The following is a 22290-nucleotide window of genomic DNA, read 5'->3' as shown; positions in this document are numbered from 1 at the left end:
GTCACCGGCGTTTTATGACCTGCGAAAGTGGGTGTTGCTGGCGTGAGAGACGCCACACCCGAGTGATCTCCGACTGTCACCCGGCAAACGATGGGCGCACCCTCGAGATCGACGGCGAACGTACCCGGCGGGTGGATCTCCGGCGGTCTCGAGGGAGTTCATCGTTCTCGAACAGCTCGAGCAGTTTGCATCGCAGCACTGTTGTACGCCGAGCCAAGCGTCCCACGCGCGTCGAGCGCGATCACGCCAGCAGTTGCGCCAGTGAGTTCCGCGAACTCTTCGATCGCGAGTGTCGTCGCCGTCTCGGCATCGCAGCCACGTTCGATGTGGCGAGCGGTCCGTTGTGAGAGTGTCACCCGGGCGATATCTTCGCCGGCACCCGTCGCGCTGACCGCCGCTGCGGGTGAACAGTAGAAGCCAGCGCCAACTTGTGGAACGTCTCCGACACGTCCGGCGAGTGCGAGCCACCGGCCACCCGTCGACGTTGCTGCGGCGAGAGCGTTGCCATCGAGCGCAACCGCGCCAACGGTATCGTGGTCGTGGCTCGTGGCCGACTCTCCCGCTGGCTCGTTGCGACTGGAACCCGCAGGATCCGACTGGCCGTACCGGTCGCGGATCCACTCGAGCTGTGGTTTCGGTCCACCGGTGGGGACCTCGAGGTCGGCCCACTTCTCGCGTGTGCGCGACGACCAGAGGTCGACGTCCGTCTCGATGCCGTACGCATCGGCCAGTGCAACGGCGTGTTCACCCGAAACGAACCCGTGTGGCGTCTCCTCCATGACGAGGCGAGCGACGCTGATCGCGTGTTCGACGCCTGGCATCGAGCAGACGGCTCCGACCGTCCGATCGTCGGTCATTATTCCTGCGTCGGTCCGAATCTCGCCGTCGCTCTGGACGGCGCTGCCAACACCGGCGTTGAACCGTGGATCTGACTCGAGGACAGTTACTGCCGTCTCGACTGCTGCAACGGGAGTCGATCGTTCGACACCGGCATCGGCGGCTTGCTCGAGGACCGCTTGTCTGGCGTCGGGATCAGCGGGGTCGCTGCCAGCACCACCATGGACGAGAAGCTGCATACGTATCCGACGGGCTGGTTACACGAATGGATTTCGAGTGCCGACCGGTGGCGCCCAAATCCGCACACTTACCATACCGGCCTGTGTACCGTTGCCGACAATGACGCCAGTGGCGCTCCTTGTCCTCTTCTGTGCGGCGATGGCAGCGATTGCTGTCGGGCGACTGGTAGTCAGCGAGCAGCGAGAGTACGTCGATATCGGCACGGCGCTCGTTGTCGTCGGGATCACGCTGTTGACCACGCTGTGGGTTGCACTCGAGGAGTCCATGCTGACGACGGTCGAACGACTGTTGTTGGCTGCCGTCGGTGTCTGTGTTGTCGCCGCCGGCGTTGTGATGATCGTCCGCTACTGGGATCAGTCGGCCGGACCAACCATTGCACGCGAGTGAGTCGACACGGCCGCTGTGCTGGTCTCCTCGAGCTCGCCAGTGGCGTATTCTACACGATTGTTTGCTAAACACTCCTCACAAGGCCCTAAAAGTGGGATGAGGATACTAATCTAGATATTATAGGACACATGTCCATTTCGGCCTGCAGACGATTTCACCCGTCTCGGTCAGCAAAAACCCTCTCATACATCGCGTAGCACGCATAATTCGGTTGGGTATCGTCCCAACTTTTGCCGCCCGTGGATGGAAAAGGTAGACCTTTTACCCCCGTCGCAGAACCGTATAGACGAGATGAGTTACGACAAGATCGAGGTTCCTGAAGACGGGGAGAAAATCACGCTGAAAGACGGTTCCGAAACCGAACTCGAGGTTCCGGACAACCCAATTATTCCGATTCTCTACGGCGACGGTGTCGGGAGCGACGTCGGTCCTGCCGCACAGAAGGTCCTCGAGGCCGCCGCAGACGCGACCGGCCGCGACATCAACTGGATGCGTGTCTACGCCGGCGAGTCCGCCCGCGAAAAGTACGGCGAGAACCTGCCTGACGAGACCGTTGAAGCGATCAAAGAACACCGCGTCGCCATCAAGGGTCCGCTGACGACGCCCGTCGGCGCCGGCTTCCGCTCGCTCAACGTCGGCCTGCGCAAGCTGCTCGACCTCTATGCGAACGTTCGACCGACCTATCACCTCGACGGTGTCCCATCGCCAGTCAAGAACCCCGGCGAGATGGACATGGTCACCTTCCGTGAGAACACGGAAGACGTCTACGCCGGCATCGAGTGGGAAGCCGGCTCCGACGAAGTCGAGCAGGTCAAGGAGTTCGTCGAAGACGAGATGGGCGCAACGGGCGTCATCCACGACGGCCCCGTCGGCATCGGCGTCAAGCCGATCACGGAGTTCGGTACGAAACGACTCGTCCGCGAGGCCATCGACTACGCACTCGAGAACGATCGTGACTCCGTGACCCTCGTCCACAAGGGGAACATCATGAAGTTCACCGAGGGTCAGTTCCGCGACTGGGGCTACGAGGTCGCAGAAGAGGAGTACGGCGACGAAGTCATCACCGAGGACACCCTCTGGGAGGAGAAAGACGGCGAAGCACCAGACGACGCCGTCGTCGTCAACGACCGCATCGCGGACAACATGCTCCAGCAGATCCTCACCCGAACCGACGAGTACGACGTCGTCGCGACGATGAACCTGAACGGGGACTACATGTCCGACGCCTGTGGTGCCCAGATCGGTGGCCTCGGCATCGCACCCGGTGGCAACTTCGGTGAGGGCCTGATGCTCGCCGAGCCCGTCCACGGCTCCGCACCAAAGTACGAGGGTCAGGACAAGGTCAACCCGACCGCCATGATCCTCTCCGGTCGCATGATGCTCGAGTACATGGGCTGGAACGACGCCGCAGACCTCGTCCGTGACGCCGTCGAGGAGACCATCTCCTCCGGCAAAGTCACCTACGACCTCGAACGCCAGCTCGAGGACGCCGAGAAACTCGCCACCAGCGAGTTCGCTGAGGAAGTCGTCGACAATATCGAAAAGCTGGCATAAACGAGCTTCTCGAGCGGTTGTTTCTCTTTCCTTCATTTTTCTGGACCAGCGAACTGGGACAGCGCTTGCCACCCATCGCAAACGAACCGACGGGCCTCGAGTCCAACCAGTAGCTTTTCGACGCGCTGTCCACGCGTCTCACGTATGGAGTCACCCGATCCGGAAACGCTGTGCGAGCGCGAGGACATCGAGTGTGAAACCGAGACGCGGTCCGTCACGCGCGGTGAACTCGAGGCGGCACGCGACATCGAGACCCACGTGACGGTCGGCGTCGTCAACGGCGGCGGCGACGTGTTGGTGAGCAACGACGGGAGCCGTGGCTGGACCCTGCCGGCTGCGCCCGTCGGCCACGACGACCACTGGACAGCGACTGCCAGTCGGGTCGCCGAGGCGGTCACCGGCGTCGACGTCACGCTCGACACGCCAGTTCGCATCCGCTGCATCGAGTTCCGCACTGACAGCGGTCAGACGCACACGACGTACAACATCGTCGTTCGGACGGCACCGGTCTCCGGACGGCCGGTCGGAGATGAGCCGATCAGTACCGCAGCGACCGAGGAATCCGTCGGCGGGACCGACGAACCGATCGCTCCACGACCGGCACTCGAGGAACGGCTCTGGATCGGTCGCGTTCCTGACGGGCAGGCGGACGGGATCGAAGCCGACGTTCGGGCGGTGCTCGAGTGAGCAGCGACGGTTTCAGATGACGCGGTGTGGCTGTCGAAACGCCGTGAGATCGGGTCGTAACGCTCTCGGTGCGCTCGCACGTAGCCACCCGCAATGGCTGAGGTACACGTTGTCGGCTCCGAGACGGAACGGGCGGACGCCTTTGCGGTCCGACAGACCGTGTTCGTCGAGGAACAGGGCGTTGACGAAGCCCTCGAGTACGACGAGCACGAGGATGAAGCGACTCATTTCGTCGCCTACGACGGCGACGAGCCGATCGGAGCCGCCCGACTGCGAGAGCCCAAATCAGGGCTCGGAAAGGTCGAACGCGTCGCTGTGCTCGAGTCACGCCGCGACGCGGGCGTCGGCCGCGACCTGATGCTCGCCGTCGAAGACCGAGCGTTCGAACAGGGACTCGAGTCGCTCAAACTCCACTCACAGACTCGTGCCGCCGAGTTCTACCGCGGATTGGGGTACGAACAGTACGGCGAGGAGTTCATGGAAGCCGACATCCCCCACGTGAAGATGCGAAAATCGCTGGGCTGAACGCGTCTGTAACGGCGACGGTCATACCGGTAACCACGGTATGATCCCGATTACACACGACAGAACTACCGTCGAAAGCGGGACGTGTTGACCCATGTGGCCATGGGGACACCTCGGCGTCGCGTACCTCTTGTATTCGCTGTACTCTCGCGGGCGATTTCGGCGGCCACCACGGCCGGAACCCACACTGGCAGTGGTGTTCGGTTCGCAGTTCGCCGATCTGGTCGACAAACCGCTCGCTTGGGGGCTCGGTCCTCCCCGGCGGTCGAACGCTCGCACACTCGCTGCTGTTCGCGGCAGGACTGATCGTTATCGTCTACGCCACGGCGTTCGCCTGCAACCGGGTCGAAACGGCCACCACGTTCGTCATCGCGCATCTGTCCCACCTCCTGGCCGACCTCCCGCCGCGGCTCTTCCTCGGCTATCCCTTCAGCTCCGAGTTCCTGCTCTGGCCGATCCTCACCCACCCCACGTTCGGGTACAACGAGCGACTGTTCGAACCGCCCGCGGTCGTCGAGTTGATCGTGACTCCATTCACCGATCCGCTCGTGTTCTTCCAGTTCGACGTCTCGCTGTTCGTACTGGCGCTCGGTCTCTGGTACGTCGACGGCTGTCCGGGACTTCGGTACGTTACGGACCTGTTCGGCCGAGGTCGCTGTAATAGCCACTGAACGTCAGTGCGCACTCACCCCAGCCGCTGTTCCCATTCCTCGGCTGCCATCGACTCCCCGGTGACGCCGTCGGGACCCTGTGCGGCCAGTAAGACGGCCGCATCGTTCATCACGTCCGGTTGCAGAATCTCCTCGCGTTCGGCCGCCGGGAGATGCGCCCAGATGTCGGTGTTGACCCGACCGCCCGGATCGAGTCCGTTGACGGTGACGCCGTACGGTTCGCTCTCGAGGGCGGTCGCCCGGGTGAGCCCCTCGAGGCCCCACTTCGAACTCACGTACGCGGCTGCCCCGGGGATCGCACGCCGGCCAAGGCCGGAGGAGATGTTGATGATGGTTCCGTGGCCCTGCTCGTACAGGTGGGGGACGGCCGCACGAGTGAACAGGAAGACGCCTTTGAGGTTGACCTCGAGGACCCTGTCCCACTCGTCTTCGGTGATATCACTGAGTTCGTCGTGGTCCGCTTTGTGAAGCAGGCTCACGCCCGCGTTGTTGACGAGCGTGTCGAGTCGGCCGAACCGCTCGAGGGTGCGGTCGATCACCCGCTCCACGTCGTCGCTGTCGCGGACGTCCGCTGGAACGACGAGTGATTCGCCAGGGAGGTCGGCAGCGACGGCGTCGAGCTGTTCGCCATCACGTGCAGTGAGCACGACCCGTGCGCCTTCCTCGGCGAACCGTTCGGCCATCGCCCGTCCGAGTCCGCGGCTCGCGCCCGTGACGACGATCACGTCGTCTTCGAGTGCTGTCATCGAGTGGTGGTTGATGCCACAGCCCTTGAACCTTCGTTCGATGGAACGACCGGTGCGGGGACAGACCGCTGTCAGTCGGCACCCAGTCGGTCCCGTCCGTACTTGCCGGCGAGGCCGAGAACTGCGAGCGCCATTGCGACTGCGAAGGCGACGACGAACGCCGACATCGGCTCCGTGATCGTCTCGAGTTCGTCCAGTACGAACTCGGTCGCGAGGATGGTCGCGATCGCGAACAGAACGACGCCACCGAGGTTCGCGAGGTGGGAGTTCGTCTCGGGGACGACATCGGGGTCGTTCAGCAAGTAGAGGATCACCGCGAGCGCAAAGGGGGTGCCGACGAGGCCGAAGGCGAGCACGAGCACGAGCAGTTGGAAGAACGCGCCCTCGAGAAACGCGCCGCCGGCCGAGGCGAGTGCGACGACGACGAGGGCGGCCCGGTACCGCGAATCGTCGACGGACTGCTCCCAGCCGAGTTTGTCGGCGACGAGATATGGCGGCACGATCGTGTTCCCGCCGAGCGTCGAGACGGCGGCGCCCCAGAGACCGGCGAGAAACAGCCAGGTCGCGTACTCGCCGGCGACGGGGCCGAGCGCTTCGGCGGCCTGAATCTCGTTGATCGTCGCGGGGTCGACACCAGCGGCGGGGAGGACACTCGCCGCGACGAGGAAGATCGCGAGACTGTAGATCCCGAAGGCGACGAGCATCGAACTCACGACGTCGATGGTGGCGAGATCGCGATCACCTTCTGTCCAGCCACGCGCGCGCATCGTGTAGCTTTGCATCGTCAGAAGCGTGATGTGGACTGCGCCACCGAGGACGCCTGCGGCGACGACGGCACCGCCGACACCGGCTGGCATTTCGGGGGCCAGCCCGGAGACGGCCGCAGCTGGATCGATCGGGACGACGAACGCCGACGCGACGAACGTGAGGACGACCAGCGAGACGAGCACTTTCGCACCGAGTTCGGCGAACCGATAGCCACCACCCGCCAGCCCCAGCGCGAGGATCACCGCCCAGGTGATCCCCCAGAGCCGAGGATCAGCCAGCGCAGCGATGCCGATGCCTGCGCTTCCAACGATCGTCGCGCTCACATCGGCAAGCGTTTTCATAATCACAAGCTGGGCAAGCCCCGCAGCCAACACAACGTCGACGACGAGCACCCAGGCCCAAAACGAGCCGAGATGGTCTTCGACGACAGCGACGATCCCCGCCTCGGTGAGTAGCCCCAGCCGCATCGCGAGATACTGGCCGACGGTGCCGAGGATCGCCGAGAGCACAACGACCCACAGCAGTGCGTAGCCAAAGCTCGCCCCGGCGACGAGCAGGCTGACCATCGTTGCCGGTCCCGCCGCAATTGCGCCGGCCAGCCACGTTGGCCCCAATCGGCTGAACACCCTCCCGAACGTACTCCCCTCCTGTGACCGTGTCTCCGTTGCCATCGTGCTCCCTTATCGATAGGGCGTTATAACGCCATGGTATTACCAACTATTCTCCGCTGAGACAGCGCCATCGGCTCAAGCCGTCGCGCTTGTCATCTCCCAACGACGGCAGTGAACGGAGTGACGTGAGTCGGCTCCCGAGACGGGTGGGCGCTGGAAAAGCGACTAGTCGTCGGCTGATGTCGCGAGTCGGTCGGTCGACTCGAGGGTGGAGAGCCGATCGACACCCGTCCCAGCGGCGACGGCGGCGGCGACAATCCCGAGCATGACGAGGGCAATCGCGCCGGTCGTCTCACCGTAGCCGCCGGGTTCGACGCCGAGGACGGCACCGATCGAGACGAACACGACGGCGACGCCGAGTGCGGGAGCACCGAGGACTGCTGGCAGGTTCGGTGGTGTCACGTCTCGTCCGGCGACCGCGTCGAGGCTCACGTACCGGCCACCGATCGTCGCCGCGACGATCGTTCCCATGAGCAACAACGGCGCGAGTCGGACGAACCCAAGCGAGATGAGACCGAGCAGATAGCCGACCGCGACGGCACCCGCGAGTCGAGTGCGCCAGCCGACGAGGAGCGCGAGTCCCGTCGCCGTCTGGACGATGGCGAAGACCACTACCCAGACACCGATCGCCGGAAGCATCAGCGTCTCGATGACGACACTGACCGGAGTGACGTGTGTCGCTGCGATTGCTTCGAACACCGCTGCTTGGGCGTCAGCACTCGCCCAGCCGGGAAGCGCGTTCAGTCCGGGATCGACTCGAACGAAGATTTCGTGAAGGAACCGGTAGCCAACGAAGATGCGGATCATGTCCGCTGCGACAGGAATCGTCTCCCGACCACGGAAGACCAGCACGAGCCCGAGTGCCGTGAGACCGGCGAAAACGGCCAACTCGAGACCGACGAGGGCGATCCGCGTTTCCTCCATCATCGGCACCGAGAGATAGTAGTAGACCGCGATCGCGCCTAGGGCAGCCGCTGCGCCTGGATACCACCGTTTCGGGAAGACGCCGGTTGCGTTGGCGAGTCGTGTCGCTCGGCCGATGGCATCGCTTCGCCGTGTGAGGATCGCATCGAGTCCGGAGTAGCGACCGGCGTTGGCGACGAAGGCAAACGCGATCGGGACCGCAAACAGCGGTGAGGTACGGATCGTGCCGAAATGAAACACGGGTAGGAAATAGAGCAGCCCGATGATCGCTGCCGGGCGAGTCCACAGTCCGAGCACGAGTGCGATCCCAGCGGCGACCTGTGCGAGCGTCGCAAGCGAACTCCACAGCGGTGCATACGGGATCACGACGGCCTCGAGCAGGGTGGCGTACCAGCCGTACGTTCCCTGCTCGATCGCCTGTTCAGCGGTCGAAACGATCGCCGCACCGGCCTCATCGCCCAGCCATTCGGGGTTTGGGCCGCTCGAGATCGTCCCGACTTTCCACCAGCCGCCGACGACTGCTTCGTACAACAACAACAGTCCGACGAACACTCGAGTGAGTGCGATCCACGGACCCGCTTGTTGTTCGAATTCCGATACATCTTCAGTGCCGCGCCTATTTAACATCATTATGTCCGAGGTTATGATATATTATTAAATCTGTCCAAGCACTATTATTTCTTGTCTCTCAGCTAACTCGTAGTCGCGTCGCGCTGGCGAGCAGTGCCAGTGTGATGAACTTCATCCGCGTGTTTCGCCGTCACGTCGGTTGCGCGTTCATCCGCTCCAGGTACAACCATTGTTGTGCAAGCACAGTTGTAGTATTGAAATCTGCATTGTAAATATTCTGATGCTGTCTCGGTGCACACGGCGTGCGAACACCGTCGGCTCAGCGCCTGACGAGTCGCGTCATCGAGACATGAAAAATCGGCTTCCCTCGAGTGCGTTACTCGGCTTGCCAACTCGGTTGTTCCCGCGGTGGACTGAAGATGTCGACGCCGCGGACCGTCTCCTCACCGCGGTTCTCGGCCGCGTGGGGTTGGTCGCCCGGGATCGCGTACGAATCTCCCGACCCGCAGACGACCTCCTCACCGTCCGAGCGGAAGACGAGTTCACCCTCGTAGATGAACCCTGTCTGTTCGTGGGGATGGCTGTGTTCGTCGACGACCGCGCCGGGTTCGATCTCGAAGTGTTGGATATTCATTTCATCAGCACCGGCCAGCAGCGCCAGGTGGACGCCGTCGGCGGCTTCGGACGGTTCACAGTCGGACAGTGACACGCGTTCCATACGACACAGGAGTACACGCTGGCGCATAATACCGGGTGGCGACGATACGCTCGGCGGTTTCAGTTTCACCACGCGTGGCGAAGGTTGAACTATCGGCCGCTGCCATCTCGAGGTATGTACGCTGTCGTCGGCTGTAGCGAGTGTTCGAACCTCTGGATCATCGAGGGTCGCTCGGAGACGACCCAGTGTCCCCGCTGTGGCTCGCGGCGGGCCTACGAGAAACGCAAGAAGTTCGTCGAGACCGAGGACGCGAGTCACGCTCGTGACGTGCGCGCGTCGATGCTTGCGAACCGACAGGGCGAGGGAGAGGCGTTTGCCAAACTGGACTCCTACGACGCCCTCGAGGACGAGGTGGCCGACGGTGTCGTCGACGACGAGGCGTACCTCGAGGAATCGGGCCTCGACGTTGACGAGGTCGCGGCGGCCGGCGAGCGTGATCCGCGCGGACCGACACGCAGCGGGAGCAAGAAGGAGATCGTCAAAGCGGCGCTCGCGGAGCTCGACCGACCGACAGAAGACGAGGTGATCGACTACGCCAGCGAGCGCGGCGTCTCGGCGGGGTACGTCGAAAACGCGCTCGAGAAACTCACGAGACGCGGTGCGGTCAGCGAGAGTCGTGGCCGCTATCGGCTGCTGTAGGGACATGAGATCGGGCAAACGTCAGGGCTTTCCACCGCGGGCCGCAATGAGAAGAAAATGGATGAGACGGTGGACGTACAGGGGACGGCGATCGGTGTCGGAACGCTCGTCGCGCTTGCGTTCTTTGGGTACAGTCGGTACATCAACGAGACGATACTCGGACTCGATGCCGCAATGTTGGCGACGGGAGCGTTCGCCGCGACGTTCGCCGCTGTCGGACTCCTTCACGGCGCATACGGGCGTCGTGACCTCGCGCTTGCACACGGCGTCGCGGCGGTCGGACTGGCGCTCGTGACGCTGGCTATCAACGGCCCGCAGGTACTGGGTGGGCTGGTGCTGCTCGTCGCCAGCGGCTCCTACATCGCGCTCGTCACGATTCGAGCGCGCAACACAGAGACACAGGCTGCCGGCTAGCGCCCGAGGTCTTCGTGTGCGCTCGCCAGATGCCTGGAGGCAAGCGCCGCGAGCAAGGAGAGTTCGCCGGCGAGCGCGCCGACGGCGATGATCTCGGCCAGCGCGTCGGCGTTCGACCCGGCTGGCTCGCCGCCGCCACGGAGGCCGAGGACCTCGAGCGCTTCGGCCTGGGTCGGCAGTTTCGTCCCGCCGCCGACGGTGCCGACCTCGAGGGAGGCAAGCGAGACGCTGGCATACAGATCGGTGGTGCCGTCCTCGCGCTCGCGGGCGTCCATGGTCGTGATCGTGTTTGCGGCTTCGACGACCTGCGCTTCGTCCTGGCCGGTCGCGAGGAAGGCGGCGGCGACGACGTTGGCGGCGTGGGCGTTAAAGCCCAGACTGCCGGCTTTGGCGCTGCCGGTGAGGTTCTTGCGCGTGTTCGCCTCGGCAATAGCGTCGGCGGTCGTGTGCAGTCGCTGCTCGACGAGTTCGCCGGGAATCAGGACGTCGGCCGTGACGGAGCGCCCGCGCCCTTCGACGGCGTTGATGGCGGCGGGTTTCTTGTCCGAACAGAGGTTGCCCGAGAGCGCGACGAGCGAGGCGGGTGTCTCCGACTCGACGACCGCACAGGCTTCGCCGGTTGCGATGGTGGCCATGTTCATTCCCATCGCGTCTTTGGTGTCGTAGGCAAATCGGAGATAGACGGAGTCGCCGACGACGTAGGGTTCGATATCGATCAGTTCGCCGTGGCTCGTCGTCGATTCGGCAGCCTCGCGAAGTGCCTCGACATTGTCGGTGACCCACTCGACCGTTTCGGCGGCTTCTGCGACGCCGGCGACCCGAAACACCGGAGCGCGGGTCATCCCGTTTTTCGTCACTCGAGCGTCAGCGCCGCTAGCAGCGTCGATGACGCTGAGCCCGCGGTTGACCGACGCGAGTAGCGCGCCTTCGGTCGTCGCCAGCGGGAGATAGTGCTCGCCGTTGGCTGCGCCGCCATCGACGGCGACCGGGCCGACGACGCCCATCGGGATCTGGGCTGCACCGATCATGTTCTCGATGTTCGGCTCCGCCTGCTCGGCTGGGAACGTGTAGTCGCCGATCGTCTCGAGATCGGTGTCGGTCTCGCGTTCGATCAGCAGCCGACGGGCCGTCGCTGCCGTGTCGGCGTCAGCGTGATCCTCGAGTTCGTGAAGCCGAAGGTCGCCCTCGCGTACCTGTGCGACGAGGTTCTCGGGGTCTGTCATGGGTTGGCCAAGACAGCGGCCGGTCCTAAGGATTGCTGATTTCCCTCGCGCGGACATCGCCCACGACTCATGGTGCCCTCGTCGGGGACTCATCGCCTGTCGATCGGTAGCCGATGAGGACCTCGTAGCTGATGAGTCCGAAGAGCGCACACGTGCCGATGGCTGCGATCAGCAGCGAGCGAACGCCATCTGCGATGCCAGCGAACACGATCGCAAAGACTGCTGTGGTGACCGCCGCGAACTGAATCCGACTCCGGGGTGGGACGTGGTCGTCGGTCATGGCGAGATACAGCTGTGGCGCGACCACGGCGACGCCGGCAAACAGCAGAAACGACAGGAGTGGGTAGTCGAAAAGCTCGATACCGTACTGGAATTCGGCAATGGCCGACACGGTGAGGATGAGCACGAGCACCAGAAGCGCCCCGAAGACGATGCGGCCGTTGCGATCGATCATACGGACGAATCCACGGGCGGTGTGGTCAACCTTGTGCTCAGATGCAGTTTCAGAGGCCACCGGCGACGACTGGACCAAACTGTTTTGTCGGTTGCCCATCGCCTCTCAGCTATGACTGACGCTGCAGACCGCCTGCTCGTGAACGCGGCGGTTCACACGCTCACCGATCCCGATACCGTCTTCGAGGCCGTCGCAATCCGCGACGGCGAGATCATCCGCCTCGGTGACAGCTACGAACTCGAGTTTCTCGAGGGCGTCGAAACCGACGTGATCGACTGCGACGGCCGGGTCGTCCTGCCGGGCTTTATCGACGCTCACACACATATGGAACAGCTGGGCCAGCATCTGGTCCACGCCGACCTATCGACCGCCGACAGCGCCGCCGACTGTCTCGAGGAACTCTCGGCACAGGCCGACCGTGATCCGGGCCGCGAGTGGGTGCTCGGCTTCGGCTACGACGACAGCGCGTGGGAGAGCGGCCCGCTGACGCGGACAGACCTCGATGCCGTCAGCGAGGACCGCCCCGTCGTTGCGATGCGCGTCGACCTGCATACCGCCTCGCTGAACTCGGTCGCACTCGAACGGTTCGCAGACGACCTCCCCGCCGACGACCTCCGCACGGCAGACGGCAAGCCGACTGGCGTCGCTGTCGAGGATGCTGCCGAAGCTGTCAGGCGGCAGTTGACGGCAGACCGCGACGAGCTTCGGGAGGTGCTGTCGGCAGCGACACAGTATGCGGTCGAACACGGCGTCACTGGCGTCCACGACAAGGTTCGTGGCTCGAGTGCACCCCGTGTCTACCGCGAGCTGGCAGCCGACGATGAACTGCCGCTTCGCGTTCGGATCGATTACTGGAGCGACCACCTCGAGTCGCTCGTCGACGTCGGGTTGACGACGAACGCGGGCAGCGATCGCGTGCAGACGGGCGCGATCAAGTCCTTTTCTGACGGGAGCATCGGCAGCCGAACGGCGAAACTCCAGGAGCCGTACGCGGATGTCGTTGCGGAGCCCGACGGTGAGTGTGAATCGGCCGACCACGAACGAGGCCAGTGGGTCGTCGATCCCGACGAACTCGGCACGCTCGTCGCCCGCGCCGACGGCGAGGGGTATCAGCTCTGTATCCACGCCATCGGCGACGAGGCCATCGAAGAGACGCTGTCGGCGCTCGAGGAGACCAGCGACCCCGGCGGCCGCCGTCACCGGATCGAACACGCCGAACTGCTGACCGATGCGCAGATAGACCGCATGGCCGAGGCCGGCATCGTCGCGTCGATGCAGCCGAACTTCCACCGCTGGGCCGGCGAGGGAGGGCTTTACGACCAGCGACTTGGAGAGGAGCGCCGACTCCGGACGAATCGCTTCCGCCGAGTGCTCGAGGCCGGTGTTCCCCTCGCATTTGGCTCGGACTGTATGCCGCTCGAGCCGCTGTTGGGAGTTCAACACGCAGTTACCGCCCCAACTGATGCCCAGCGGCTGTCGGTTACCGAAGCGTTGCGGGCGTACACCCACGGCGCGGCCTTCGCTGGCTTCGACGAAGATCGGCTCGGAACGCTCGCAGTCGGCAAGCGGGCGGATCTCGTGGTGCTCGAGGAGTCCCCGTGGACGCAAGCGGAGCGAATCGACGAAATCGACGTGGCGATGACGATCGTCGATGGCGAGGTCGTTTTCGACGGACGAGAGGCCTAACGCGCCTCGAGGCAGTCGTCTCGACCCGCTCGTCCCCATCGGCTGTCAGTGCGACCGTCCCGTCCTGTGGTTGGATCCGTGACCTGTTCGCACTCGAGCCAGTACCTGTAACTGTTAACTGGCCAACTGGTGTAGCGGGTGCTAACGTATGTCGTCCAGCAGCGAACCGACTACGGCAGCGGTCACCGCAGCGAACGTCCGCCGAACGTACCAGCTTGCCGAGCCGGTGCATGCAGTCGACGGCATTTCGCTGTCACTTGGTGAGGGATCGTTTACCGCGGTCATGGGACCGAGCGGGTCGGGAAAAAGCACCCTGATGAACCTGATCGGCTGTCTGGACACGCCGACCGAGGGTCGGGTTACGGTCAGTGGCGAACCGATCGGCGCACTTTCCGACGCCGAGCGAGCACGGCTCCGGGGCACCGAGATCGGGTTCGTCTTCCAGACGTTCAATCTCATGCCACGGCTGACTGCCGCCGAGAACGTCACCTTGCCGCTGGTCTTTCACGACGCTGTCGAGGCGAGTCGACACGAACGGGCCGAACAGTTACTCGAGCGCGTCGGGCTCGGTGACAGACTCGAGCACACGCCGAGTGAGCTCTCGGGCGGCCAGCGCCAGCGGGTCGCCATCGCTCGGGCGCTCGCAAACGATCCGACGCTCATGTTAGCTGATGAGCCGACGGGGAACCTCGATACGGAAACGGGTGCCGAGGTTATGGACCTGTTTGCCGAACTCAACCGTGCGGGGACGACGATACTGCTGGTTACCCACGAACGACAGGTCGCGGAGTACGCCGATCATATCGTTCACCTCGTCGACGGCCAACTCGAGGAGATCGAACATCTCGATTCGCGTCGAGACGTGGCGGTCGGTCACCAAGCACTCGCTGCGGCGCAGCCGTCCGACGAAGAGGTGCAAACGGATCCATGAATCTCCGGGAGAGTCTGCGAATCAGCTGGCGTTCGATCCGTTCGCATAAGCTTCGGTCGACGCTGACGACGATTGGCGTTATCATCGGTATCGCTGCCGTGATCACGTTCATGGTGCTCGGTGGTGGGTTCTCGGAGAGCGTCGTCGGCGATATCGAGGCCGAACAGGAGCCAGTGATGACCGTTCAGACCCAGACAGAGCCGGAGGCGGGTGTCGGCATCATGCTCGTCGATACGCCGATCTATACGGAACGCGATGTCGAGGCGCTCGAGGCGCTCGACGACGTCGAGTTCGTCGCCCCGGACGGCTCGCTTGAACTCGCCCAGACGGACACCGGCGACGAGCAGGTAACCGGTGTGATCGACGCACAGGCGACGACGGCTGATCGGTTCGATCATTCGACGTTCGTCGAGGGAGAGCCGTTCGAAGGGGAGGGCGAAGCCGTGATCAACGAACAGACCAGCCAGCTGTTCGACGAAAACGTCTCGGCTGGCGACGAGCTCTCGCTGACGTTCGAAGACGGTGAGACGGCGGATGTCACCGTCACCGGTGTCGTCGAGGCCGAAATGGGTGCACAGACGCCGCCACAGCTGTTCGTTTCCGTCGACCCCTACTACACGACGACAGTCGAGACGCCACGTGGCGAAGAAACACGGGCGTATCCATCGCTGGTGGTCGGCACCGAACGCATCGACGACGTCGATCCGGCCCAGGAGGCAGTTACCGAGTACCTCGAGGACGACTCCGATGCAGCCGAGTTGAAACAGGACGACCACGAGATGCAGGTCCAGACCGTCGAGGATACGATCGAGCAGTTCACCGATATCGTCGATCAGCTGACGGTGTTCATCGGTGCCGTCGCCGCAATCGCGCTCGTGGTCGGTTCGATCGGGATTGCCAACATCATGATCGTCAGCGTCACCGAACGAACCCGCCAGATCGGGATCATGAAAGCCGTCGGGGCGACCAAACGCGACATTATGCAGCTGTTTCTCGTCGAGTCAGTCATCCTCGGCGTGATCGGTTCGATCGTCGGCGTCGCCGCCGGGCTCGGTGCCGGCTACCTCGGCGTGTGGCTGCTCGAGTGGCCGATGGCGTACCCGCTCGACTGGGTCGTCATCGCGATCGTCGTCGGCATCGGTGTGGGTGTCGTCTCCGGACTCTATCCCGCCTGGCGGGGTGCCCGTGTCGACCCAATCGAAGCGCTACGCCACGAGTAGTGCCGTCGGAAGGTCGGCAGCCAACGCCGACCAACACGTCGCTGTCGTGTTCGTCTCGATCACGAGTGTTCGAGAACCAACAGTATTACCAGTTGGAATCGAAATCGTTGACCGATGATCGGACCACTGCTCGTCCTCGCCGGACTCGGCGCTATCGGCGTTGGCTGCTGGAAGCTCCGGCCGACCTATCACGTGTATCGCGGCGACACCGACGACGTCGTCACGATCGAGCGAGCCACGGGACCCGTCGAACTCGAGGGCACCGCGAGCGTCGTCGATGAGACTGTGGCAGCACCGCTGACCAAGCGCGACTGTCTCGCCTACGAGTACGAGGTCGAGGAGTACCAGTCCAGCGGCAAGAACTCGTCGTGGAACACGGTCGAGACGGGGTCCGACGCGGTCCGGTTCCGACTCGAAGACGAGACGGCAAGCGTTCAGGTCGATCCTGGCGGAGCCACGCTGGCGCTGACGACGGCAACTACGGTCGAGGTCGACGGCGGCGAGCCCGAACCGGACCCTATCAAGGAGTTTCTCGAGACCGAGTCGGATCTCGAGTCGGAGAACACCGCGCTCGATCTCCGCGTCGTCGAAATTGTGACTGGCAACGACCGACGGTATCACGAACGGCGGCTCGAGGCGGGTGACGACGGCTACGTCCTCGGCCAATCGCGGTACGATATCGGCGCGCGAGAGACGATGCGAGACGTGAGTGCAGTGATCGAAGATGGGCCGGAGACGCCGGCGTTCGTCGTCTCCGACTCCTCGCAGGACGGCGCAGCACGACTCCTCGTCAAACCCGTCCTCCCGTGGCTGGCTGGGGGGCTCGTCGTCACTCTCCTTGGCGGCTGGCTGGCCACACCGTCGGGGCTCTTCTAGCGGTTCGGCCGCACTACCGACTGCAGTAGCCTCCCCTCATTGCACATCCCATCGCACGATAGCTGTACAAGGGGTGTGTCCATCGGTTCAGTTGTCACACAAAACCTGTTGTTGAAACAGACCAACAGCGCCAGCGCTTTCGATCGGCGTACCAATCGGTGGTTATCACCCATAATCAGCTATCGAAGGAAAAAGTTATTCAATAGTCCCTGCTGATGTCTAGCAACCACAGGTGACGTGATATGGTCAAAATGGAAACGGCAGAGCTGGAAACCGATCTAAGTTTGTTCAAATACGACTCCCTCGAGCAGTTGCCGCCCCAGTATCGGGACCTCGAGACGTCCAAACGAACCGAACGCATCGAGGCGGCACTCGAGGAACTCGGCGACGACGTCGTGATTCTGGGCCACAACTATCAGCGCCAGGAGATCGTCGAACACGCCGATTTCATCGGTGACTCCTATCAGCTCTCGAAAGAGGCTGCCAACGCGGACGCCGAGTACGTGATCTTCGGCGGCGTGACGTTCATGGCCGAGAGCGCGGACATCATCACCGATGACGACCAGACGGTGATCCTCCCGAGCATGGAGGCCTCCTGTCCGATGGCGGGCATGGCCGAGGCGCTGCAGGTTGACAGCGCGTGGGCCGAAATCACGGCCGCCGCGCCCGACGCGAACATCATTCCGATCACGTACATGAACTCCTATGCGGACCTGAAGGCGTTCTGTGCGAGTCAGGGTGGACTGGTCTGTACCTCCTCGAACGCCCACAAGGCCTTCGAGTACGCCTTCGAGAAGGGTGATAAGGTCCTGTTCTTGCCGGACAAACATCTCGGAGAGAACACCGCCCACAGAATGGGAATGGAAGACGCAATCGCCGAATGGGATCCGTGGGATCCCGAGGGGAAAGCTGCCGCGGAGGTCGCCGAGAGCGATATCATCCTCTGGGATGGCTACTGCCAGGTCCACGAACGGTTCACGACCGACCATATCGAGCAGGTTCGAGATGCGAACCCAGACGCACAGGTCATCGTCCACCCCGAATGTCGGCGCGAGGTCGTCGAGGCCGCCGACAAAGCGGGCTCGACCGCGACGATCTGTGAAACGATCGAAACCGCCGACCCCGGCGAGACGTGGGCGATCGGCACCGAGATCCACCTCACCGAGCACCTGAAGCGCTGGCATCCCGAGGTGAACGTCCTCCCGCTGTGTGGGGACGCCTGTATGGACTGTAACGCGATGCGCCAGATCGACCCCAACTACCTCACATGGGTGCTCGAGGAGCTCGTTGCGGGCCGCGAACGCAACGTGATCGAAGTCGCCCCCGAGGAGAAAGAACTCGCCGGACTTGCCCTCGAGCGAATGCTCGAGATCTAACCACTAATGACAGAGACACCAGACCACGACACTGCAGACGTCCTCGTCGTCGGCAGCGGCATCGCGGGCTGTGCGGCTGCCCTGTCGGCCGCCCGCAACGGCAGCGACGTTCTGTTGCTCACCAAGGCCGAACGCCCCGACGGCGCAAGCACTGACTGGGCCCAGGGAGGCATTTCGACGACTCGAGACGATCCCGAGCGCCTCAAACAAGACATCCTCGCAGCCAGCGACGGCACGGCCGATCCCGACGCCGTCGACGTGCTCGTCGAGAACGCCGACGACGCCGTCGAAGATGTGCTACTCGAGACGCTGGACATCGCGTTCGACGAAACCGATACCGGCGAGTTCGACTACACGCGCGAGGCTGCCCACTCCGAATCCCGCATCCTCCACGTCGACGCCGCGACGGGGACCCACATCCTGCGGCCGTTTCTGCGCTACATCGACGATCACGACCGGATCGAGATCCGACAGGACACCGCCGCACTCGAGTTGATTACCCACGAAGGGCGCGTCCACGGTGTCGTCAGCGACGCCGCGCCCACTGGCCACCCCATCTTCGCGGGCACGACGATCCTCGCAACCGGCGGGATCGGTGCACTCTATACACGCTCGACCAACCCCGACGACGCGACCGGAGACGGGATCGCTATGGCCGCGCTTTCGGGTGCAGACGTCGCGGACCTCGAGTACGTGCAGTTTCACCCCACTGTATACGATGGCGATGATCCGTTCCTCCTCTCTGAAGCGCTGCGCGGCGAGGGCGCCGTGCTTCGGAACGGTGACGGCGACCGATTCATGGACGACTACCACCCGCAGGGCGACCTCGCACCGCGGGACGCCGTCGCCCGCGCTGTCGAAACCGAACGCAAGGCGACGGGAGCGGTCGTGCTGGATGTCAGTACGCTCGAGGGCGAGTTCGAGGAAGCGTACCCCGCCATCGCCGAGACGTGTCGCGACCACGGGATCGAGGGCGAGGAAATCCCGGTTGCTCCCTGCGAACACTTCCTCTGTGGCGGGATCGACGTCGACGAGGACGGGCAAACGTCGCTCGATCGACTGTACGCCGTCGGCGAGTGCGCCCGCACGGGCGTCCACGGCGCGAACCGACTGGCGAGTACCAGCCTGCTCGAGGGGCTGGTCTGGGGGCTGCGTGCGGGTGCAGACGCTGCAGAGTCCGGCGCTGAACCGCAGATCGTCGAGGCACCCGAGCTCCGCAACAGCGACCCCGACCTTCCGGAGCGCTTCGCCGCCGAGAAGTCGATCCGACTGAAGCGGACGATGGACGAGTATCTGGGTCTCGAGCGTGACCCGGACGAAATCGCCCGCGCGAGCGCCGTTCTCCGGCGGCTCAAAGGCGAACTCGACGCCTACATTCGCACGCGGACGGCTCGCGAACTGTACGAACTTCGGCACGCCTGTGTCACCGCCTTGCTGATCGCACGGGCAGCGAGCGAGAACCCCGATTCGAAAGGCTGTCACTACGTCGTTGCCGACTCGAGTGAGACGGTTGACCACACTCATGCTCACTGACACACAGCTCGAACGCTGGCTGCGTGAGGACCTCGGCCACCACGATGTGACGAATCAGGTTCCCGGCGACACGACGGGGCGGCTCGTCGCGACGGAACCCGGCGTCGTCGCGGGCCTCGAGGCCGCAACAGCCGTCTTCGAGTATCTCGACGTCGACATCTGTGCGTGTCTCGAGGACGGCACCGTGATCGAACCCGGCGACGAACTCCTCCGCGTTGAGGGCCCCACACGAGCGGTGCTTCGGGGCGAACGGGTGGCGGTGAATCTCGCTGGCCACGCCTCGGGCATTGCAACGCGAACTCATCAGGCAGTCGAGGCGGCGCGAGCCGAATCCGACACTGTCCGAATCGCCGCGACCCGAAAGACGACCCCCGGCCTCCGTGGGCTCGAGAAGCGCGCCGTCGTCGCCGGCGGCGGCGACACCCACCGACTCGACCTCTCGCATATGGTGATGGTCAAAGACAACCACATCGCCGAGATGGGCCTCGAGGAAGCGATCGATCACTTCGAGGAGCGAACGTCGTTCGCGACGAAACTCGATGTCGAAGTCGAGACCGTCGATGACGCACCGCGGGCCGCCGAAGCCGGCGCGGATATCGTCCTTCTGGACAACATGACACCCGCTGAGACGAGCGACGCCGTCTCATTGCTCGCGGAGTATGACGGCGTTCTCGCCGAAGCCAGCGGCGGCATTACCTGTGAGACCGTCGCCGACTACGCCGCGACGGATGTCGACGTTATCTCGATGGGGTCGCTTACACATTCGGCTCCGGCGCTCGATTGTTCGTTTCGGACCGGCGAGTAGCGATGGCTCGAGCAGCGACTGCTCGAGAGACAGACACTCACCTCGAGGCGGTCTACGAGGGCTGTCGGTCGTGACTGCTCGCGACAGCCATGCGAGGGCTGGGATTTGAACTACGCGAAGACGATCACCTCGCTTCGCTCGGTGCTGCGACTTCTCTACTTCAAATCCAGATACCGCAGTCGCCACTCACGAGTTGTTCGTGGCGACATGCGAGGGCTGGGATTTGAACCCAGGGACCTCTACAGGAGCGGGTCTTAAGCCCACCGCCGTTGGCCTGCTTGGCTACCCTCGCACAGAAGTGCACTCGAGGGTAGTACCCCACGTGGAATGTGCGTTTCGATGTTGCTGTCGCGTAGCACGCAGTGTGAAGTCCGCGTTCGTGTCACCAGTCAACACTTAACGTCCCGTCGCCGTGTGGATCGGGCGCGATCTCTTCGTCGGTTCGACGATCGATGATATGGATACAGCCGTCGTCTTTTTTTGCCGGACAGACGTCCGCTGCACGAACGTTGTGCTCGAGGTCGTCCTCGCCGAAGAAGTACGTCTTCGGCTGGGCGATTCCGGATGTGATCGACATCTCCCAGTTGTCACTGACCTCAGCGCATTTGCCAGCACCAAAGCATCTGTTGGCCTCGAAGATGAGCTTGTAGGGCTTTTCGTCGATCGGTGGCGTCTCCGACGAGCCGATGTCGCTCGCACGCTGGATACCGTCGTCGCTCATTGGAGAGAGATTCGTTGCTGTGGTCTTTCGCGTTACGGTCGAGCAGCGGCAGGTGTGGCTGCGACGGCGCTGGACTCGAGTCCGGCGACGAGCGTCTGCGGTTACGACGAGCGCTTTGCGAGCTTCGGTTCGGGAAGCGCGCACGCAACACCGGTTCGCTCGCTCGAGACATCCCACAGCCGGCGGGCCGTCTCGCGGTCGTACGAGCGGTCCGACGACGCCTGCCGCTCAGGAGTACCACGCATGTTCATGAACCCACCAGGACCGTAGTACGCCCCACCCTCGACGTCCGGCGCAGTCGCGGCGTACAGCGTCGGCAATGCGCCCTGTTCGGCAGGCTGTGCCAGCACCGTGTTCGCGAGCCGCGTTGCCGTTCGAATCACACGGCCACGGTCCTCGACGCTGCGCGACTGCAGTTGCGTATCGGCGTATCCGGGGTGGACCGCGACGCTTACTGCGTTGACGCCGCCTGCGCGAAACCGTCGCTCGAGTTCGTACGCAAAGAGCACGTTCGCGAGTTTCGACTGACTGTAGGCGTCCCACCTGTCGTAGCCACGCTCGCCGTGAAGGTCGTCGAACACGATCTTGCCGCGTTCGTGAAGGCCGCTTGAAACGGTGACGATGCGTGCCGGTTCCGGGCCGTCGGTCCGCAGGTCGTCGAGCACCAGCCCCGTGAGCGCGAAGTGGCCCAGATGGTTGACGCCGAACTGGGTCTCGAACCCGTCGGCGGTCTCCCGGCGCGGGATCGCCATCGTCCCGGCGTTGTTGATCAGCACATCGATCGATTCGGAGCCGAGACGGTCTGCAAACGCACGAATCGACTCGAGACTCGCCAGATCACACGTTTCGACGCGGAGATCTGCATCGGGGATGTCCACCCGGATGTCCCGTGCTGCGTTCTCGCCACGGTCGGTATCCCGGCAGGCCATGACCACCGTCGCACCGTTTCGGGCGAGTTCTCGGGTAGTCTCGAGGCCGATACCGCTGTTTGCGCCCGTCACGACAACGGTGTGACCTCGTTGCTCCGGAATGTCGGCGGCAGTCCAGCCCATACGCGTGCGAACGGGTGCGACACAACTAAGCATACTGTTCGCGGTACTCCACAACGGCGAGC

At 63.7% G+C, this 22290-nt stretch carries 23 protein-coding genes and 1 tRNA gene; 13 read left to right on the top strand and 11 right to left on the bottom strand.

Features of this window, described 5'->3' with window-relative positions; all coding sequences use genetic code 11:
* Positions 1-158: 158 nt before the first annotated feature.
* A complete protein-coding gene (locus tag DV706_RS08740) occupies positions 159-1076 on the bottom strand; it encodes an isoaspartyl peptidase/L-asparaginase (protein ID WP_006065008.1) in 918 nt (305 codons plus the stop codon).
* Positions 1077-1176: 100 nt separating this feature from the next.
* Between DV706_RS08740 and DV706_RS08735 the strand changes: the two genes are divergently transcribed.
* The 4 genes from DV706_RS08735 to DV706_RS08720 all read left to right on the top strand — a co-directional run bounded on the left by DV706_RS08735 (position 1177) and on the right by DV706_RS08720 (position 4230).
* The gene (locus DV706_RS08735) at positions 1177-1464 is read left to right on the top strand and encodes a hypothetical protein (RefSeq protein WP_006065009.1); all 288 of its coding nucleotides are present in this window, start codon (positions 1177-1179) and stop codon (positions 1462-1464) included.
* A gap of 291 nt (positions 1465-1755) precedes the next feature.
* Positions 1756-3018, top strand: coding sequence for an isocitrate dehydrogenase (NADP(+)) (icd, locus tag DV706_RS08730; RefSeq protein ID WP_006065010.1), 1263 nt, complete (start codon positions 1756-1758; stop codon positions 3016-3018).
* A gap of 144 nt (positions 3019-3162) precedes the next feature.
* Positions 3163-3705, top strand: a complete 543-nt coding sequence (locus DV706_RS08725; RefSeq protein ID WP_006065011.1) for a hypothetical protein — start codon at positions 3163-3165, stop codon at positions 3703-3705.
* A gap of 93 nt (positions 3706-3798) precedes the next feature.
* The gene (locus DV706_RS08720) at positions 3799-4230 is read left to right on the top strand and encodes a GNAT family N-acetyltransferase (RefSeq protein WP_006065012.1); all 432 of its coding nucleotides are present in this window, start codon (positions 3799-3801) and stop codon (positions 4228-4230) included.
* A 65-nt stretch (positions 4231-4295) separates the two neighbouring features.
* Here the strand turns inward: DV706_RS08720 and DV706_RS22475 are convergent, their stop codons facing one another.
* The 5 genes from DV706_RS22475 to DV706_RS08695 all read right to left on the bottom strand — a co-directional run bounded on the left by DV706_RS22475 (position 4296) and on the right by DV706_RS08695 (position 9298).
* Positions 4296-4898 (bottom strand): hypothetical protein, encoded by a 603-nt coding sequence (locus tag DV706_RS22475; protein ID WP_049889652.1) that lies wholly within the window; start codon positions 4896-4898, stop codon positions 4296-4298.
* Between the two features lie 17 nt (positions 4899-4915).
* On the bottom strand, positions 4916-5647 hold the full coding sequence (locus DV706_RS08710; RefSeq protein ID WP_006065013.1) for an SDR family NAD(P)-dependent oxidoreductase: 732 nt from the start codon (positions 5645-5647) through the stop codon (positions 4916-4918).
* 71 nt (positions 5648-5718) lie between these two features.
* Positions 5719-7086: an NRAMP family divalent metal transporter gene (locus tag DV706_RS08705; RefSeq protein ID WP_006065014.1), complete on the bottom strand. Its 1368-nt coding sequence runs from the start codon at positions 7084-7086 to the stop codon at positions 5719-5721.
* 165 nt (positions 7087-7251) lie between these two features.
* Complete coding sequence (locus tag DV706_RS08700) at positions 7252-8640, bottom strand: DoxX family protein (RefSeq protein ID WP_006065015.1); 1389 nt, start codon at positions 8638-8640, stop codon at positions 7252-7254.
* Positions 8641-8956: 316 nt separating this feature from the next.
* Positions 8957-9298, bottom strand: coding sequence for a cupin domain-containing protein (locus DV706_RS08695; protein WP_006065016.1), 342 nt, complete (start codon positions 9296-9298; stop codon positions 8957-8959).
* Positions 9299-9412: 114 nt separating this feature from the next.
* Here DV706_RS08695 and DV706_RS08690 point away from each other — a divergent pair, with 114 nt between their 5' ends.
* Both DV706_RS08690 and DV706_RS08685 read left to right on the top strand, forming a co-directional pair.
* Positions 9413-9937 (top strand): DUF5817 domain-containing protein, encoded by a 525-nt coding sequence (locus DV706_RS08690; RefSeq protein ID WP_006065017.1) that lies wholly within the window; start codon positions 9413-9415, stop codon positions 9935-9937.
* A gap of 57 nt (positions 9938-9994) precedes the next feature.
* On the top strand, positions 9995-10351 hold the full coding sequence (locus DV706_RS08685; protein ID WP_049889653.1) for a hypothetical protein: 357 nt from the start codon (positions 9995-9997) through the stop codon (positions 10349-10351).
* On the opposite strand, the gene hmgA is transcribed toward DV706_RS08685, so the two are convergent.
* Together hmgA and DV706_RS08675 are read right to left on the bottom strand one after the other, a co-directional pair.
* Entirely contained in the window at positions 10348-11574 is a 1227-nt protein-coding gene (gene hmgA, locus DV706_RS08680) for a hydroxymethylglutaryl-CoA reductase (NADPH) (RefSeq protein ID WP_136350844.1), read from the bottom strand. The genes DV706_RS08685 and hmgA overlap by 4 nt on opposite strands.
* 67 nt (positions 11575-11641) lie before the next feature.
* On the bottom strand, positions 11642-12028 hold the full coding sequence (locus DV706_RS08675; protein WP_006065018.1) for a hypothetical protein: 387 nt from the start codon (positions 12026-12028) through the stop codon (positions 11642-11644).
* Positions 12029-12139: 111 nt separating this feature from the next.
* On the opposite strand from DV706_RS08675, the gene DV706_RS08670 reads away from it, so the two are divergent.
* The 7 genes from DV706_RS08670 to nadC all read left to right on the top strand — a co-directional run bounded on the left by DV706_RS08670 (position 12140) and on the right by nadC (position 20455).
* Entirely contained in the window at positions 12140-13714 is a 1575-nt protein-coding gene (locus DV706_RS08670) for an amidohydrolase (protein WP_006065019.1), read from the top strand.
* Between the two features lie 148 nt (positions 13715-13862).
* On the top strand, positions 13863-14645 hold the full coding sequence (locus tag DV706_RS08665; RefSeq protein ID WP_006065020.1) for an ABC transporter ATP-binding protein: 783 nt from the start codon (positions 13863-13865) through the stop codon (positions 14643-14645).
* Positions 14642-15865, top strand: coding sequence for an ABC transporter permease (locus DV706_RS08660; RefSeq protein WP_136350843.1), 1224 nt, complete (start codon positions 14642-14644; stop codon positions 15863-15865). The genes DV706_RS08665 and DV706_RS08660 overlap by 4 nt, the downstream gene beginning before the upstream one ends.
* Before the next feature lie 114 nt (positions 15866-15979).
* On the top strand, positions 15980-16741 hold the full coding sequence (locus tag DV706_RS08655; RefSeq protein ID WP_136350842.1) for a GIDE domain-containing protein: 762 nt from the start codon (positions 15980-15982) through the stop codon (positions 16739-16741).
* A gap of 242 nt (positions 16742-16983) precedes the next feature.
* Positions 16984-18117, top strand: a complete 1134-nt coding sequence (gene nadA / locus DV706_RS08650; RefSeq protein WP_006065023.1) for a quinolinate synthase NadA — start codon at positions 16984-16986, stop codon at positions 18115-18117.
* 6 nt (positions 18118-18123) lie between these two features.
* Complete coding sequence (locus DV706_RS08645; RefSeq protein WP_006065024.1) at positions 18124-19650, top strand: L-aspartate oxidase; 1527 nt, start codon at positions 18124-18126, stop codon at positions 19648-19650.
* A complete protein-coding gene (gene nadC, locus DV706_RS08640; protein ID WP_006065025.1) occupies positions 19640-20455 on the top strand; it encodes a carboxylating nicotinate-nucleotide diphosphorylase in 816 nt (271 codons plus the stop codon). Before DV706_RS08645 ends, nadC begins: the two co-directional genes overlap by 11 nt.
* Positions 20456-20663: 208 nt before the next feature.
* Here the strand turns inward: nadC and DV706_RS08635 are convergent.
* The 3 genes from DV706_RS08635 to DV706_RS08625 form a co-directional block, all read right to left on the bottom strand.
* Positions 20664-20747 (bottom strand) — tRNA-Leu (locus DV706_RS08635).
* 90 nt (positions 20748-20837) lie between these two features.
* Positions 20838-21176: a ferredoxin gene (locus DV706_RS08630; protein ID WP_006065026.1), complete on the bottom strand. Its 339-nt coding sequence runs from the start codon at positions 21174-21176 to the stop codon at positions 20838-20840.
* 101 nt (positions 21177-21277) lie between these two features.
* Positions 21278-22228, bottom strand: a complete 951-nt coding sequence (locus DV706_RS08625) for an oxidoreductase (protein WP_006065027.1) — start codon at positions 22226-22228, stop codon at positions 21278-21280.
* Positions 22229-22290 lie beyond the last annotated feature (62 nt).

Origin of the sequence: Natronorubrum bangense, assembly GCF_004799645.1 — an archaeon.
Taxonomy (GTDB): Archaea; Halobacteriota; Halobacteria; order Halobacteriales; family Natrialbaceae; genus Natronorubrum; species Natronorubrum bangense.
This window is presented reverse-complemented; position numbering and strand designations above follow the sequence as displayed.

Bases quoted from the DNA above. Each gene is read 5' to 3' on its own strand.
- hmgA (WP_136350844.1), bottom strand. From the start codon at position 11,574: ATGACAGACCCCGAGAACCTCGTCGCACAGGTACGCGAGGGCGACCTT.
- nadA (WP_006065023.1), top strand. From the start codon at position 16,984: ATGGTCAAAATGGAAACGGCAGAGCTGGAAACCGATCTAAGTTTGTTC.
- icd (WP_006065010.1), top strand. From the start codon at position 1,756: ATGAGTTACGACAAGATCGAGGTTCCTGAAGACGGGGAGAAAATCACG.
- DV706_RS08710 (WP_006065013.1), bottom strand. From the start codon at position 5,647: ATGACAGCACTCGAAGACGACGTGATCGTCGTCACGGGCGCGAGCCGC.
- DV706_RS08645 (WP_006065024.1), top strand. From the start codon at position 18,124: ATGACAGAGACACCAGACCACGACACTGCAGACGTCCTCGTCGTCGGC.
- DV706_RS08720 (WP_006065012.1), top strand. From the start codon at position 3,799: ATGGCTGAGGTACACGTTGTCGGCTCCGAGACGGAACGGGCGGACGCC.
- DV706_RS08670 (WP_006065019.1), top strand. From the start codon at position 12,140: ATGACTGACGCTGCAGACCGCCTGCTCGTGAACGCGGCGGTTCACACG.
- DV706_RS08630 (WP_006065026.1), bottom strand. From the start codon at position 21,176: ATGAGCGACGACGGTATCCAGCGTGCGAGCGACATCGGCTCGTCGGAG.
- DV706_RS08740 (WP_006065008.1), bottom strand. From the start codon at position 1,076: ATGCAGCTTCTCGTCCATGGTGGTGCTGGCAGCGACCCCGCTGATCCC.
- DV706_RS08700 (WP_006065015.1), bottom strand. From the start codon at position 8,640: ATGATGTTAAATAGGCGCGGCACTGAAGATGTATCGGAATTCGAACAA.
- DV706_RS08690 (WP_006065017.1), top strand. From the start codon at position 9,413: ATGTACGCTGTCGTCGGCTGTAGCGAGTGTTCGAACCTCTGGATCATC.
- DV706_RS08705 (WP_006065014.1), bottom strand. From the start codon at position 7,086: ATGGCAACGGAGACACGGTCACAGGAGGGGAGTACGTTCGGGAGGGTG.
- DV706_RS08695 (WP_006065016.1), bottom strand. From the start codon at position 9,298: ATGGAACGCGTGTCACTGTCCGACTGTGAACCGTCCGAAGCCGCCGAC.
- DV706_RS08665 (WP_006065020.1), top strand. From the start codon at position 13,863: ATGTCGTCCAGCAGCGAACCGACTACGGCAGCGGTCACCGCAGCGAAC.
- DV706_RS08660 (WP_136350843.1), top strand. From the start codon at position 14,642: ATGAATCTCCGGGAGAGTCTGCGAATCAGCTGGCGTTCGATCCGTTCG.
- DV706_RS08735 (WP_006065009.1), top strand. From the start codon at position 1,177: ATGACGCCAGTGGCGCTCCTTGTCCTCTTCTGTGCGGCGATGGCAGCG.
- DV706_RS08675 (WP_006065018.1), bottom strand. From the start codon at position 12,028: ATGATCGATCGCAACGGCCGCATCGTCTTCGGGGCGCTTCTGGTGCTC.
- nadC (WP_006065025.1), top strand. From the start codon at position 19,640: ATGCTCACTGACACACAGCTCGAACGCTGGCTGCGTGAGGACCTCGGC.
- DV706_RS08655 (WP_136350842.1), top strand. From the start codon at position 15,980: ATGATCGGACCACTGCTCGTCCTCGCCGGACTCGGCGCTATCGGCGTT.
- DV706_RS08625 (WP_006065027.1), bottom strand. From the start codon at position 22,228: ATGGGCTGGACTGCCGCCGACATTCCGGAGCAACGAGGTCACACCGTT.
- DV706_RS08685 (WP_049889653.1), top strand. From the start codon at position 9,995: ATGGATGAGACGGTGGACGTACAGGGGACGGCGATCGGTGTCGGAACG.
- DV706_RS08725 (WP_006065011.1), top strand. From the start codon at position 3,163: ATGGAGTCACCCGATCCGGAAACGCTGTGCGAGCGCGAGGACATCGAG.